The 13,926-nt window shown below is 61.0% G+C and carries 13 protein-coding genes; all 13 read right to left on the bottom strand.

From position 1 onward, the window contains the following. Positions 1–40 precede the first annotated feature (40 nt). The 13 genes from ACA062_RS02195 to waaF all read right to left on the bottom strand — a co-directional run bounded on the left by ACA062_RS02195 (position 41) and on the right by waaF (position 13,908). Entirely contained in the window at positions 41–997 is a 957-nt protein-coding gene (locus ACA062_RS02195; protein ID WP_497455031.1) for a glycosyltransferase family protein, read from the bottom strand. Beyond that, on the bottom strand, positions 994–2,424 hold the full coding sequence (locus ACA062_RS02190) for a PIG-L deacetylase family protein (protein WP_497455030.1): 1,431 nt from the start codon (positions 2,422–2,424) through the stop codon (positions 994–996). The genes ACA062_RS02195 and ACA062_RS02190 overlap by 4 nt, the downstream gene beginning before the upstream one ends. A gap of 8 nt (positions 2,425–2,432) precedes the next feature. Beyond that, positions 2,433–3,329, bottom strand: a complete 897-nt coding sequence (locus tag ACA062_RS02185; protein ID WP_497455029.1) for an antimicrobial resistance protein Mig-14 — start codon at positions 3,327–3,329, stop codon at positions 2,433–2,435. Continuing rightward, positions 3,329–4,459, bottom strand: a complete 1,131-nt coding sequence (locus ACA062_RS02180; RefSeq protein ID WP_497455028.1) for a glycosyltransferase — start codon at positions 4,457–4,459, stop codon at positions 3,329–3,331. Before ACA062_RS02180 ends, ACA062_RS02185 begins: the two co-directional genes overlap by 1 nt. Beyond that, entirely contained in the window at positions 4,443–6,200 is a 1,758-nt protein-coding gene (locus ACA062_RS02175) for a carbamoyltransferase family protein (RefSeq protein ID WP_150763473.1), read from the bottom strand. The genes ACA062_RS02180 and ACA062_RS02175 overlap by 17 nt, the downstream gene beginning before the upstream one ends. A gap of 176 nt (positions 6,201–6,376) precedes the next feature. Continuing rightward, the gene (locus ACA062_RS02170) at positions 6,377–6,709 is read right to left on the bottom strand and encodes a YceK/YidQ family lipoprotein (RefSeq protein WP_497455027.1); all 333 of its coding nucleotides are present in this window, start codon (positions 6,707–6,709) and stop codon (positions 6,377–6,379) included. A 240-nt stretch (positions 6,710–6,949) separates the two neighbouring features. Beyond that, complete coding sequence (locus tag ACA062_RS02165; protein WP_497455026.1) at positions 6,950–8,401, bottom strand: lipopolysaccharide kinase InaA family protein; 1,452 nt, start codon at positions 8,399–8,401, stop codon at positions 6,950–6,952. Beyond that, positions 8,401–9,153 (bottom strand): lipopolysaccharide kinase InaA family protein, encoded by a 753-nt coding sequence (locus tag ACA062_RS02160; RefSeq protein WP_497455025.1) that lies wholly within the window; start codon positions 9,151–9,153, stop codon positions 8,401–8,403. The genes ACA062_RS02165 and ACA062_RS02160 overlap by 1 nt, the downstream gene beginning before the upstream one ends. Further along, positions 9,150–9,884 carry a lipopolysaccharide kinase InaA family protein gene (locus ACA062_RS02155; protein ID WP_497455024.1) on the bottom strand — a complete coding sequence of 245 codons (735 nt, stop codon included), beginning with the start codon at positions 9,882–9,884 and terminating at the stop codon, positions 9,150–9,152. The genes ACA062_RS02160 and ACA062_RS02155 overlap by 4 nt, the downstream gene beginning before the upstream one ends. Further along, positions 9,884–10,690 carry a lipopolysaccharide core heptose(I) kinase RfaP gene (gene rfaP / locus ACA062_RS02150; protein WP_497455023.1) on the bottom strand — a complete coding sequence of 269 codons (807 nt, stop codon included), beginning with the start codon at positions 10,688–10,690 and terminating at the stop codon, positions 9,884–9,886. Before rfaP ends, ACA062_RS02155 begins: the two co-directional genes overlap by 1 nt. Then, positions 10,687–11,811: a glycosyltransferase family 4 protein gene (locus ACA062_RS02145; protein ID WP_497455022.1), complete on the bottom strand. Its 1,125-nt coding sequence runs from the start codon at positions 11,809–11,811 to the stop codon at positions 10,687–10,689. Before ACA062_RS02145 ends, rfaP begins: the two co-directional genes overlap by 4 nt. After that, the gene (gene waaC / locus ACA062_RS02140; RefSeq protein ID WP_497455021.1) at positions 11,811–12,872 is read right to left on the bottom strand and encodes a lipopolysaccharide heptosyltransferase I; all 1,062 of its coding nucleotides are present in this window, start codon (positions 12,870–12,872) and stop codon (positions 11,811–11,813) included. Before waaC ends, ACA062_RS02145 begins: the two co-directional genes overlap by 1 nt. A gap of 1 nt (position 12,873) precedes the next feature. Further along, positions 12,874–13,908, bottom strand: coding sequence for a lipopolysaccharide heptosyltransferase II (waaF, locus tag ACA062_RS02135; RefSeq protein WP_497455020.1), 1,035 nt, complete (start codon positions 13,906–13,908; stop codon positions 12,874–12,876). Positions 13,909–13,926: the final 18 nt, after the last annotated feature.

The following is a 13,926-nucleotide window of genomic DNA, read 5'->3' as shown; positions in this document are numbered from 1 at the left end:
AGTCAAAGTGCCAACCATCTCAATGGCTGACCAACCCTTGTCAAACGCCCAGTTTCAGGCGCACTTTTTCCAGCAGTCCCAGCGGCGCACCAGGGCGCAGTGCAGGCTCGAGCGCTTCGACGATACGCTGGCCAATCCGCGCAAAACTGAACTGGCTGATCGCCAGTTCTCGACCATTGGCGGCGATGCGCTGCGCACGCTCCGGGTCGGCTCGCAATATGGCCAGCTTCTGCTGGAGCTGCGGGACATCTTGATAGAGCACCACATTATGCATGTCCTGCAAACCCAGCGCGCTGCTTTCCGCCGAGCCCTGATCGTAGGCCAGCAACACACAGCCGCACGCCATGGCCTCGAAGTTCTTGATCATGAACTCGCCCATACCGACATCGGCGCTGACGAAGAAGCGAATGCGGTTGAGTGTGTCACAGTACTCTTCACCGGATTTGGTGCGCGTCACGACCATCGATTCGACTCGCCCCAACTCATCGAGCAGCGCCTTGCGGCCACTGTAGGCGACACTGTTGGTGCTGCCGACAAACGCCAGCTCGATATCCCGTTCACGACCCTGGTCCTGCAGCAACGTCTGGTCGTAGCCCTTCGGAACGAATACTGCGTCAAAGCCCTCTGCGCGCAAGCGCTCGCTGACCATGAAACCGGAGCTGATCACCCGCGCCCAGGGCAGCTTGCGGTAATGGGCGCTGAACTTGCCGGTGTATTTGCACGGAATGTAATTCTGGTAGGCATCGTGCTCAAGAATGACCAGGTTGGGCACGGTCTGGATGAACCTTACCTGCCTGATTTCTTTTTTGAAGCGCAGAAAAAACACGATACGGTCATAACGGGTCACATCGACATGCTTGCGGAAATACCCACGCAAGTCGTCCTGCTCTTCACTGGACAGTTCGCGCTTGTCGCACTCGCAATGCTCGGCGATGCCGTCATACAGACGATCGAGAATCGCCCGCTGCTCTTTCTGCACCAGAAACAGGACTTTCAATTGGACTCTCTCTTTCCAGACAACTCTTGGACCCAGAACAACTCGTGGCGTCGTACCGTTTTACGCAGAAAATCGTTTTCGCCGAACGCCCGCCAGCGGCGAGCCGCCAGGTAACGTTGTATCGCTCGGCGCAGCAGGCGCTTGAAGGGAGGCCGGGGCTGAAGGTCGTGCATCATGCCCAGCGACATAGCCTTGCGCCACTGGCTGTCGGTCGACAGACACAGCGTCCAGGGACGCAACGATTCATGTGCCCCGATCTGTGGCGGCAGTGCCACACCCGTGCCCGCGTCGCCCATTGGCCAGCGATCGTTGTCGTGCAGGTGATTGGCGTAATGCAGCAATGTTTCGGGCTGCCACGCCGTGCCGCTCAATGCCTGCATCACCGCCTGCTGCGAACACAGGTGGTCCGGATGGGGATCGAAGCGCGGGTGCGGCAAGACAATGATCTGAGGCTCGATGCGTTCGATCAACTCACGCAGATCAGCCAGTAGATTATTCCAGGACGGCACGCCATCAACGTCACTGCCCAAGGCAAATGGATTGAATCGGCGGAAATATCGGGTATCGCCCAGCTGTGCCTCACGGGACGCTACGGCCTCGGTCGGTGCGCTCTGCATGGCAGGCAACTGCAGGCAGAAGTAGCCCAGTTGAATACAGCGCTGCTGAGGCACGCCGCCCCACAACGGCACGCTGACACTGTCCCAGGCGCGCAGCGAGCCCTTCAGTCGAGACGCTTCGACGCCATCAAGCCCCATCTGCCGGTAGTGCCCGGCCTCGATTTCACCGGCGGTGATGGTCACGATCCAGCTTTGTTCGGCGCCGCTGTACAAGCCGAATGCGGCCAGCTCGGCGTCGTCGGCGTGGGGCGCGATCACCATTACCCGCTGACGGCTGTAATCCGGATGTTCAAACGCCGAGAGCACCGGCTCGCCGAGCAATCGGCAGAAACGTCCGCGCAGACGCAACTCACCTTGCGAGAGCACAGAGGCCTGCCCCGTAAGATTGAGGTAACGCAAACCATCGACGCCACGCTCAAAGGTCTGACGGTCCGGATCAGCACCACCCGCGAGCTCGACAACGGGATCGATAAAGCGTCCCAGCCAGGTGCTTTTTATCCGCAGTGCCAATATCAGGGTGGCGTTGTCGACCAGCATCACGCCCTCGTCCAGCCGCAACCGGTCCCCGTCCAGGTGCACCTTGGGCTGCTGGGTGTACGGTGGGAAGCTGTACTGATAATCGTCTGTGGGTGAATAAAACAGATGGTCGGCAAACCAGGCCTCGTGGGCAATCCAGCCCAGAACCGCGAGCACCACCGGCAGCCACCAGACCACCAGCACGCCGCAGGCAATCAACAGCACCAGTGCAATCAACAGGCCGATGCGTTTGTTGCGCCGATGGCGCTTGAGCAGTTGCTGTTTGCGATTCATGGGCTGGCTCATACGGTGAACACCGGCACAGGGTTGCACCAGCGATCCTTGTATTCACGGTCGGCGCGCCCGAAAGAAAAGCGCAGGGGTTTGTCCAGCGCCCGGGCATGCTCCCAGGCGCTCTGGGTGTTGAGAAAACTCAAGACGCTGCCGGGACTGAACTCACGGGTTTCGGGATCGACGCCGCCGTTGATGTACTCGACGCTGATCCACTGGGGTGTCTCCACACGGTAGACCAGTTGAATAGCTATCGGCGCATCGTTGAGGAAAATCACCGAGCCGATCAAAAGGTCACGCAGCAACTCGATGACCTCGGCCATGCGTTCGGCGCCCGTCGCCGGGAACCCCCAACGACGCTGGAACAGGTCGCAATAGATGGCCGCCAGTTCGCTGCTGGAAAACTCGGTAACCGGCCGCACCACCCCGCCCGCCTCTTCCAGCAAACGCAATTCGCGGCGCTGGTTGTAGCGGAACTTCTTCGACAGTTCTTCGGGAGTGCGGGCCATGGCCAGTTGTTCGGCCTGCAACCTGATGCCGGTAAAGCGGCCTTCATTCAGCGCCGACAGATAGCGCCCGCGATGACGCAGCGGGGCCTGGGCATCGGCAGCGGCCGGCAGAATGAATTCGGCATTGCCGAGGTCGAACAAGCCCTTTTTGCCTTGGCGCTTGAGCACATCCTTGGATAAGGCCAGGTCGCGACCCCAGGTCGGGATCGCGGCTTTGACTTCGCCGTGCTGCTCCCAGGCCAGGTAACGCACCGGGATGTCAGCCAACTGCGCCAGCCGCTCGACCACCATGGGATGAGTGGCGACGCTGCCGCCATAACGTTGCCAGGCCTCGGCGTAAGTCGAGGCGTCGACTGCCGTCCAGCCACGTTCGCGCCAGCCTTGAAATCGGTTGAGCATCAGCCCCTCGGTGCCAGTTCGGTAACAGGCGGCAAACGCCAGAAGGCGTCACGCACCGCGCGGTCGGAGAAGCGCTCTTGCAAGCGGTCGAGCATCAGCTCGGCACACTGGTGACGTTGCTGCTCGTCCATTGCGGCCAGATGTTGCAGCCCTTGGGCCAAACGCCCGGCATCGCCCAGCGGGAACAGAATGCCTACGCCTTCGACCACTTCCTTCGCGCCGCCACACGCCGTGGCGAGCAGCGGCACACCGGCGGCCATGGCCTCCAGCAACACCATGCCGAACGGTTCGTGATCGGAGCTCAGGGCAAATGCATCGAAGGCACGGAAATAACGCCGGGCCTCGGGCACCTGACCGAGGAACAGCACGCGGTCGCCGATGCCCAGCTCACGCGCCAGGGCCTTGAGGTCCTGTTCCAGTCGACCGGCACCGAGAATCACCAGTTGGCTGTTGACCGGCAAACCCGGCAACGCTGTGGCAAAACCTTGCAGCAGCGTGTCCTGATCCTTGTCAGGGTGCAGTCGCCCGACGTTGCCGACGATCCAGGCATCCATCGACAGACCGAGGACTTCACGAGCTTCGCGAACCGACACCTGGCGCTCCTGCAAGGCCTGGACATCGATCCGGTTGTAGAGCGTTTGTATCCGCGCGGCCGGCCATTTCGGCAGGCAACTGCGCATGTCGTCACGCACCGCATCGGAAACGCCAAGCAGGCTCAGGCGCTTGCGGAAAAAATTGGCGAAGAGTTTGCGTGTGCCGCGCTTGTAATCGTCAAACGCATGATGCACGCCAATCACCGGCAACGACGTGCCGAGCAAGGCGATATAAATCGGCTTGAATCGGTGCGCAATACAGAAACTGAAATTGCGCGAGGCGGCGATCTTGCGCAGATCGCCGATGGCGCCCAGCTTCAGGCCGCGAATGGCCTTGGAGCTGTATTCCATGAACAGCACTTCATCGGAAGCGCAACCCGCGGCGACTTCGGCATCGGCAACCCCGGTCAGAAACACCGTGGTCACCCGATAACCGGTCCCCGCGAACAGGCTGGCGTACTGCCGGGCGCAGTCCAGGAACGGCCCGTCATAGCCGTGACAGAACTGCAGCACATGGCGTTCAGCCGAGCGTGTCATATGCGTTCGCGCCCTCTTTGACCACCAGGATGTCTTCCATGATCAAATACTGTAGATCGGAACCGTAGAACATGTTCAGGGCATCGGTCGGCGAGCAGATCATCGGTTCGCCACGACGGTTGAGCGAGGTGTTCAGCGAGACGCCGTTACCGGTCAGCACTTCCAGCGCCTTCATCATGTCGTAGTAGCGCGGGTTGTATTCGCGCTTGAGCACCTGGGCCCGGGAGGTGCCGTCTTCGTGAACGACTTCGGGCACGCGGGTCTTCCACTCTTCAGCCACTTCAAAGGTGAAGGTCATGAAGGGCGCCGGGTGATCGATCTTGATCATCTGTGGTGCGACGGTGTCGAGCATCGACGGGCAGAAAGGCCTCCAGCGCTCGCGGAACTTGATCTGGTGGTTGATCCGGTCAGCCACGCCAACGGCGCTCGGGCAGCCGATGATCGAGCGACCGCCCAGGGCACGCGGACCGAACTCCATGCGCCCCTGGAACCAGGCCACCGGGTTGCCATCGACCATGATTTTGGCGATGTTTTCCGGCATGTTCTCGAGCTTGCGCCATTCAGGCTTGCTCGGGTGACGGGCGCAGGCGGCGATCACGTCTTCGTTGCTGTAGGACGGACCGAGGTAGACGTGTTCCATCTTCTCGACCGGTACCCCACGGGCGTGGGACACGTAAGCCGCCGCGCCGACCGCGGTGCCGGCATCGCCGGACGCAGGCTGGACGAACAGTTCCTTGACGTCATCGCGCGCGATGATTTTCTGGTTGAGCTTGACGTTCAACGCACAGCCGCCAGCGTAGGCCAGCTTGCCGGTTTCCTTGAGCACATCGCCCAGGTAATGGTCGATCATCTGCAACGCCAGCTTTTCGAACAGCGCCTGCATGCTCGCAGCGTAGTGGATGTACGGCTCGTCGGCGATGTCGCCTTCGCGTTTGGGACCCAGCCACTCGATCAGCTTCGGCGAGAAATAGAAGCCCTTGCCCTTTTCCTTATAACGACGCAGGCCGATGACGTTGGCGTACTCGGTGTTGATCACCAGCTCGCCGTTCTCGAACGAGGCCAGCCGCGAAAAATCGTATTTGCTGGCATCGCCGTACGGCGCCATGCCCATGACCTTGAACTCGCCATCGAGCATCTCGAAACCGAGGAACTCGGTGATCGCGCCATACAGGCCGCCGAGGGAGTCCGGATCGAAGAACTCCTTGATCTTGTGGATCTTGCCGTTTTCGCCGTAACCGAAGAAGGTCGTGGCGTACTCACCCTTGCCGTCGATCCCCAGGATCGCGGTTTTCTCTTTGAAGCCGGAGCAGTGGTATGCACTGGAGGCGTGGGCCAGGTGGTGTTCGACCGGCTCGATCTTGATCTTCTTCGGATCGAAGCCCAGTTGCTCGAGGCACCAGACAATCTTGTTGCGGTAGCGCTTGTAGCGACGGTTGCCCATCAGGATGGCGTCAAGGGCGCGGTCCGGGGCGTACCAGTAACGCTTGGCGTACTGCCAGCGGGCCTTGCCGAACAGGCTGATCGGCGCGAATGGAATCGCTACCACGTCAACATCGGACGGCTTGATGCCGGCCTGCTCGAGACAGAATTTCGCCGATTCGTAAGGCATGCGGTTCTTTGCATGTTTATCGCGAACAAAGCGCTCTTCTTCAGCCGCCGCGACCAGCTTGCCGTCGATGTACAGGGCGGCGGAAGGATCATGGCTAAGGGCGCCGGACAGGCCAAGAATCGTCAATGCCACAGGGGTCTAGCCTCTTTAGTCTGCATGCAGGCGCAACGCGCCTCGAAAATTGATGTGCCCCTCGCAAGGGGCGAGAGACAGCTAAAGGGCGGGATTATAGCGTAAACATGGCGGGAATGACCCTGCGGTTGTTTACACCGGTCTGTCGCGACAGAACGCATCGCATTGCGGTGCCTTCACTTGATCCAGAGGCTCCCGTCCTCGCTCTGGCGATAAATTGTGTAAGGCAGGAGGACCGTGTCCAGCAACCCGGAGGCGACGAGGTCGAAAAAAATCAGTGGAATAAAGCCCACTTGTGCTCCACCTGCCGTCTGACTGGGCGGCGAGTTGAGTATGCAGAAATCGTAGGCCAGACCGCTGTAGGCACGAGGGATGGATTGACAGTAGGTCTGCCTCTGCCGCAGATCCTTTGCCGTTTCGGCGTCATCCTGCAGTACCGTAACGGCGGTCCCGCAGCCGGATAAAATCAGTGAGAAAGCACCGATTACAACAATCTTTTTTATAGTCACGACCTGCCTCCAAGAACATCAGGCAAGCTAGCATCGTGACTATTCAGGGCATAGTTCACGGGGTCTGCAGATCATGTAGGACATTTCATAAGAACTTGTCTTCTAGATCTCGGGGGACCGATCTGGCGCCATCGCGGCGGTGCGGCGATCCGACAAGCCCGCTCCCACAGTGTCCGCGTCTTGCTCAAATCCTGCGTCACTCACAATACCTGTGGGAGCGGGCTTGCCCGCGATGGCGATTCAGGCAGCGCTGGAGATTTCCCTGGGCAGACGCTGATCAATGACTTGATAAAGCGCACTGCCCTCCGGCCAGTTACGCATGAACCTTGCCCGATCCCGCGCATACGCCGGGGCGAAGCTGCCCACAGAGCCATGCTGACACATCGAATCCAGGTCGATCAGCGCCCAGCGATCCTCCTGCCAGAACAGGTTATGCCCCTTGAAGTCCCCATGGCTGATCCGCTCGCGAATCAACTGCGCAAACAAATGATCCAGCGCAACCAACTCAGCCTCGGGCGCGTCACCACTTTCAACGTACGGCGCAAAGCGCTCAATGATGTCCGGCCCCGACAGATGCTCGGTGATCAGATAAGCCCGACTGCGCAGCCACAGAAAACGCTTCTCCAGCAACGCCAGGGGCTTGGGCGTGGCGATACCGAGAAACGCCAACCGATTACCTTCGCGCCAGGAGTGCCAGGCACGGCTCGGACGCCAGAAGCGTTTGAGCCAGTGGGCAAACCCTTTGATGTTGTAGCGTTTGATCACCAGCGTACGGCCAGCCACCTCGACCTTGCCGACGCTCGCCGCACCGCCGGTCTTGTACAGGTGGCCCTGATCGAGCAACGCGTCGGCCTGCTCCAGCACCGGCAGCATCGCCGCCTCTTCCTCGCGGCGAATCGCCCGCAAACCGAACGCCCCGCGCTGGACACTGAACAGCGTGCATTCGCGACCGACCTTGATCAGAAAATCCTTGAGGCGCCAGCGTCGAACCTTGTCGATCTGTTGCTGCAAGGCTTCCATGGGCAAGGCATGCTCGCCGTTGCTCAGCAGGTAATACACCAGCAATTCTTCGGTGAAGGGCTCCAGCGACTTGGGCAACTGGGCAAAAAACACCCCGAGGTTTTCCAACACTTTCTGGCGCGACAGCGGTTTGCCGGCCGTCTCGACACGGATGCCCGCGCCATCGATCAAATACAGCCGGCCGCTCTGGCGCAGCAGATTGTCCAGATGCAGGTCTTCCTGCCACAGGCCTTTGCGGTGCAGCTGACCAATCGCGCCCAGCGCATCGGCCAGGACCGCCGATTGCTCATCCGCCAACAGGGGTAACTGTTCGACCTGCTTCCAGGCCTCCCCCAGGCTCTCGGCGCCTTCAAGATAATCAAACAGCAGCCAACCGCCCTCGCCTTCTTTCAGGCCGTCGGCCAACAGCTGCGGCGTGGTCAGGCCCTGGGCGGCGAGCAAACGCACGCCATCCAGTTCACGCTGAAAGTGCCGCGCCGCCTTGCTACCGACCAACAATTTGGCCAGTACCGGTCGACCGCGCCAGACACCGGCGCCGACATAACGCTGCCCGGGCAAGACCCGCAACAAGCTCAGTAGCTGCAACTCGGCAGGGCCGGCGGCATCGGCCAGTGGAATGCTCAATGGCAGGCCAGGGCTGCGGCCAGCCTTTTTCAGCTCGGACAAACGCATCAGCGGGTCTCCTTATGGCTGCGCCGCGCGGTCAGTCGCGCGAGCCAGCTGTCGATCAGCGTGCTGTCCCGGGATTGATCCAGATAGGCAGCCAGCAACTCGCGCAACTGCGCTTCGTTCCACTCCGGCGCCCGGCGCAGCAACGGCTCCAGGTCTTTGGCCCGGTCACGCGAACCGAACAGTAGCGGCCGGGTCTTTTCCAGGTCGATCAGTTGGGCCTGATAACCGTCGCCGGTGGCCTGGAGAAAAATATGCTTGGGGTAGAAGCAGCCATGAACCTGGCGCGCGCCATGCAGGCGTCGGGCCAATTGCCCACAGGCCTGCAGAATCATCGAGTGCTGCGCCGCGCTCAACTGCGACCAACGCTGCAACAGCGAATCCAGGTCATCCCAGCCGTCGAGGGCACGGGTCAACAGAATCGCCCGAACCTCGCCGTCGACTTTGCGCTCACCGAAAAACGCCGCCTTCAATGCGGGAATCCCAAAGCGCTCATAGCGGCTGATGTTGCGAAATTCACGGGCAAAACTCGGCTCGCCAAACGGGGCATGCAAGGTGCGCATCTGATAGTTGCTCTGACGCTTGAGGTAGTAGCCATGACCTTCCAGATCCAGCCGATACACGCTGCTCCAGCCACCGCGCGCGGTGTTGGGCTCATCCACAGCCTCGAGTTGCCTGGCCCAGAGTGCATCGAAGGTGTCGAGGCCGTGCCGCGCGAGCAGCGCCCGGTCTTCAGCGGCGATAAAATCAGTCATTCGCGCCCCTCGAAAAATCTCACCACGTGGCGGATCCGTTTTTTGTCGGCGGCATCGAGCCGGGGCCGTTGGCGGTATTGCAGGTAAAAGCGCAGGCGCTGGGTGGCCGACAGTTGATACTTGGCCACCTTGTCCAGGCAGGCCAGATCCTTGGTGATGCGGTATTTGAGCCAGAAGCCGCGCCAGAAATCGCCGTTGGGGCAGTCGATCAGAAACAGCCGGGGCTGGTCGTCGACCAACAGGTTGCGCCACTTCAAATCGTTATGGGTGAAGCGATGATCGTGCATGGTCCGGGTGTAGGCGGCCAGCTGTCGACTGACGGTGTCGACCCAGGCGCGGTCCGCCAGCTTCGGATCATGCCGTTCCGCCAGGACGGATAGATCTTCGGTATTGGGCAGCTCACGGGTGATCATCGCACCGCGATCATAAGCCGCACCGCGCCGCTCCAGGCCCCAGGCCACCACCTCGGCCGTGGGAATGCCCCATTTGGCGAAGCGCTTGAGGTTCTGCCACTCGGCTTTGACCCGGGGTTTGCCCAGGTAACGACGCAGACCTTTGCCCGCACCGACGTAGCGCTTGACGTAATAGTTGACGCCATTGCGCTTGACGCGAATGACCTCGGACAACGGGTCGTGGGTCAAACGCTCACCCTCAAGCGCAAACACCGCCTCGAGGCTGCCGAAATCTTCTGCCAGATCGCTGTAAGCAGGTTCCAGTTTCCAACCCGACATCAGAGCGCGTCCCCGTATCGCTGTTTACGCTCATAGAGCTTGTTGGCCTTGCCTTCGAGCCAGCTGAGCAACCCATTCTCTTCGCCAAGGATCTGGCGCAGGGGCTGCTGGAAATAACCCTTGAGGAAACGCAGTTTGTCGCGACGGGTCAGGCCGATGTCCAGCGCCGAAAAATACAGCGCCGCCAGGTCCTTGTTACGCCAGCGCTGGGTAATCGTCGGGCGGGTGTGGGCGCGGTGCAGGTCGATTATCGACAGCTTCAAGTCTTCAGCCGTGACCGGTCTGTCGGTGTGCAGCAGGAAGTGGCAGATGTAACAGTCGCGGTGATTGACGCCGGCGCGATGCATCATGCCGGTCATGCGCGCGACTTCAGCGATCAGCGCATGCTTGAGCTTGGGCAACGGCGGCTGCTTGACCCAATTGATGCTGAAATCTTCGAGGCTGACGGTGGGTGCCAGTTCTTCGGTAATGATGAACGAGTGCTGATCCGCCGGGTTGCTGCCCTTCTCGCCGTAAGCGACAGCGGTCATGGTCGGCACGCCGACTTCCTGCAGGCGTTGAATGGCCTTCCACTCCTGGCCGGCACCGAGTACCGGCAGCTTGGCGGTGATCAGATTCTTGACGATCTCGCCCCAGCCGATGCCCCGGTGGATCTTCACGAAAAATCCTTTGCCATCCACCACGGTACGCAGGGTCCGGCGTGCTTCAAGCTCGCGGTACACCTCGCCCTCGAGCTTCTCGACTTCGGCGAACGGGTCGCGTCCGGCCCATAGGCTCTTGAACGGTTCAGCCAGCATCAACTTCATTGCGCGTGCTCCGCCAGAATCACATCGGCCGCGTGCTGCGGCATGCTATAGAGGTCGGCCGTCTCGGCGAAGGCCAGACCGTTGCGACTCCAGGCCGCCCGTGCTTGAGCATCGTTCAACATACCGGTCAGGTAGCGGGTCAGCTGTGCCTGATCGAAAGGTTCGTCCAGCACCAGGCCGGCGTCGGCCTCGGCGATGTAATGGGCATAACCACACACCGCACTCACCAGCACCGGCAACCCGGCCACCAGGGCTTCGAGCAACACGGTCCCGGTGTTTTCGTTATACGCCGGGTGAATCAACAGGTCGGCACCGAGCAGGAAACGCGGGATATCGCTGCGGCCCTTGAGGAACGTCACGTTGTCGCCAAGCCCCAATGCGGCGCTCTGCATCTGGAATAATTTGGGGTCGTCCTGGCCAATTACAAACAGCCGGGTGCGTTTCTTCAGATCGGCGGGCAAGGCGGCCAGCGCCTTGAGGCTGCGATCCACGCCCTTGGTCTTGAACCCGGAGCCGATCTGCACCAGCAACAGCTCATCGTCCTTCAGGTTGAATTCGCGACGGAAACCGGCACGGATTTCGGTGGCATTGGCCGGCGCGCGTCGGTCCTGAGAGATACCCGGCGGCAGTAAATGAAAACGTTCCAGCGGCGTGTCGTAATGCTTGATGAACAGCGGCTGCTGGACTTCGGAGATCATCAGCACTTCGGTCTTGGCGTCCTTGGCGAACACGGCGCGCTCGTACTCGGCGAAGTGCCGGTAGCGCCCCCAACGACGGTACAGCGAGTTGCGCAGATTCTGCGCCTTGTCTTCGAAGCAACCGTCAGCGGCGTAGTAAACGTCCAGGCCCGGCATCTTGTTGAAACCGATCAAGCGGTCTACCGGACGCTTGGCCAGATCCGCTTGCATCCACTCGCTGAGCTTTTCATTGCGCCGATGGTTGAACAACGCCTTGACCGGCGCCACCAGCACTTCGAAGCCCGGTGGAATGTCGCCTTCCCAGATCAGCGTGTAGACGCGAATCTGATGGCCTCGCTGCTGGCATTCCAGGGCGATGCGCATGAAATCACGCTGCAAGCCACCAAAGGGAAAGTACTTGTACAAGACAAATGCCAATTGCATCAGCGCAGCTCCTCAGCCAGTAACAACGTGCTCAATCGGCTCGCGACACGCTCGGGGTTCAGACGCGTGAAGCACAGGGGCCACTCGCGTTTCAGGTCAAACCGGCGCAGATCTTCCGCCGTCGGTTGATAGGTGCATCTCTTTTGCAGACACGGCGCGCAAGGGAAGTCGCTCGCCAGGTGAATCTGCGACTTGCCATAGGCGCCGGTCAGACCCGGATTGGTCGGACCGAACAACGACAGCGTCGGCACATCCAGCGCCGCGGCGAGGTGCCCGAGACCGGTGTCCACCGCGACGCAGGCTTGTGCACCGGCCAGCACCTTGCCGACACCCGCCAGGTTCAGCTTGGGCAGCACTTCGACGTGTTTCATGTCTTTGGCGATGCGCTCGGCACGGGCCTTCTCCAGCGCATTGCCCCAAGGCAGTTTCACCGCCACGCCGAGGTAGCCGACACGCTCGGCCAGCTCACGCCAGTAGGCTTCAGGCCAGTGCTTGGTGTCCCAGGTGGTGCCGTGCAGGAACACCACGTAAGGATTCTTGCGCGGCAATTCCACCAGTCGGTCGACATTCAGGCCGTAGTCGCCCAGACCTTTGGGCAAGTCGTAACCCAACGCCACGGCGAATAACTGACGCACCCGCTCCACCGCGTGTTGCCCCCGGGCCACGGACAGACACCGGGAATAAAAACGCGCGGCGATCGGCTCGCGCGCCGAATGCTTGTCCAGCCCGGCCACCGGGGCTTTGACGTACCGTGTCAGCAACGCGCTTTTCAGCAGGCCCTGGGCATCGATCACCAAGTCATATTGCGTGGCGCGAACGCTTTGCTTGAAGCGCTTCCACTCGCCACTCTTGATGGTCTGCCAGATATTCTTGCGCCAGCGACGAATCGCCACTGGAATCACCTTGCCCACGGCCGGGTGCCAGGTCGGAATTTCGGCAAAACCCTCTTCCACCACCCAGTCGAACTGGATGCCGGGGATCGCTCGCGCCGCGTCGGTCAGCGCTGGCAACGCATGAATCACGTCGCCCAGCGAAGACGTCTTGATCAACAGAACCCGCAAATTATTTGACCTCGACCACAGTGCCCTGCAACCGCTGCAAGGCTTCGTTCACCGCTTGCGGCATGAGCTGGCGCAGGCAGTTGTAATGGCCGAAGCGGCACGTGCGATCGAAGCACGGACTGCATTCGATGCCCAGGCGCACGATCTCGACGTGTTCGGCCAATGGCGGCGTGAAGCTTGGCGAGGTCGAGCCGTAGACCGCCACCAACGGGCGATTCAGCGCGGCAGCGACATGCATCAGGCCGGAGTCATTGGAGACTACCGAGTCGGCGCAGGACATCAGGTCGATGGCTTCGGCCAGCGACGTGTCGCCACTGAGGTTCACCGACTCTTCACGCAAGCCGGGAATCAGCCGCGACCGGATGTCTTCACCGACGGCATGATCGTTCTTCGAACCGAACAGCCAGACCTGCCAGCCTTCACGAATTTTCGCTTCGGCGACCTTGGCGTAGTGCTCGGAAGGCCAGCGCTTGGATTCGCCGAACTCGGCACCGGGGCACAGCGCCAACACCGGACGGTCGAGGGTCAGGCCGAACTTGGCCAGTGCCGCTTCCCGGCTGACCGGATCGATTTGCAGGCTCGGTCGTGGATAGGGCTTGGGCAGCTCAAGGCCGGGCTCGTAAGCCAGGGCCATGAAGCGCTCGATCATCAGCGGGTAACGTTCTTTGTCCAGCGTGCGCACGTCATTGAGCAGGCCATAACGGAACTCGCCACGCCAGCCGGTGCGTTTCGGGATGCCGGCGAAGAACGGCACCAGCGCCGACTTCAGGGAATTGGGCAACAGGATCGCCTGGTCATACTGGCCGGCCAGGGATTTGCCGATGCGTCGACGGGTCGCCAGTTCCAGGACACCGTGGCCGAGCGGAAAGCTCAAGGCCTGGCGCACTTCGGGCATGCGCTCGAGAATCGGCCGGCTCCACTCGGGGGCCAGCACGTCGATTTCGCAGTGCGGGTGTCGTTGCTTGAGACACTGAAAAAGTGTCTGCGCCATCACCATGTCACCGACCCAACTGGGCCCAACGATCAGAATTTTCATGTGGTTTCCATAAACGAA

This window comes from Pseudomonas sp. LBUM1679 (assembly GCF_059695565.1).
The sequence above is the reverse complement of the archived record's forward strand: the minus strand, read 5'-3'. Positions and strand labels throughout refer to the sequence as shown.

Excerpts from the sequence above, each read along its gene's own strand:
- ACA062_RS02190 (WP_497455030.1), bottom strand. The coding sequence starts at position 2,424 with ATGAATCGCAAACAGCAACTGCTCAAGCGCCATCGGCGCAACAAACGC.
- ACA062_RS02185 (WP_497455029.1), bottom strand. The coding sequence starts at position 3,329 with ATGCTCAACCGATTTCAAGGCTGGCGCGAACGTGGCTGGACGGCAGTC.
- ACA062_RS02180 (WP_497455028.1), bottom strand. The coding sequence starts at position 4,459 with ATGACACGCTCGGCTGAACGCCATGTGCTGCAGTTCTGTCACGGCTAT.
- ACA062_RS02165 (WP_497455026.1), bottom strand. The coding sequence starts at position 8,401 with ATGCGTTTGTCCGAGCTGAAAAAGGCTGGCCGCAGCCCTGGCCTGCCA.
- ACA062_RS02160 (WP_497455025.1), bottom strand. The coding sequence starts at position 9,153 with ATGACTGATTTTATCGCCGCTGAAGACCGGGCGCTGCTCGCGCGGCAC.
- ACA062_RS02155 (WP_497455024.1), bottom strand. The coding sequence starts at position 9,884 with ATGTCGGGTTGGAAACTGGAACCTGCTTACAGCGATCTGGCAGAAGAT.
- rfaP (WP_497455023.1), bottom strand. The coding sequence starts at position 10,690 with ATGAAGTTGATGCTGGCTGAACCGTTCAAGAGCCTATGGGCCGGACGC.
- ACA062_RS02145 (WP_497455022.1), bottom strand. The coding sequence starts at position 11,811 with ATGCAATTGGCATTTGTCTTGTACAAGTACTTTCCCTTTGGTGGCTTG.
- waaF (WP_497455020.1), bottom strand. The coding sequence starts at position 13,908 with ATGAAAATTCTGATCGTTGGGCCCAGTTGGGTCGGTGACATGGTGATG.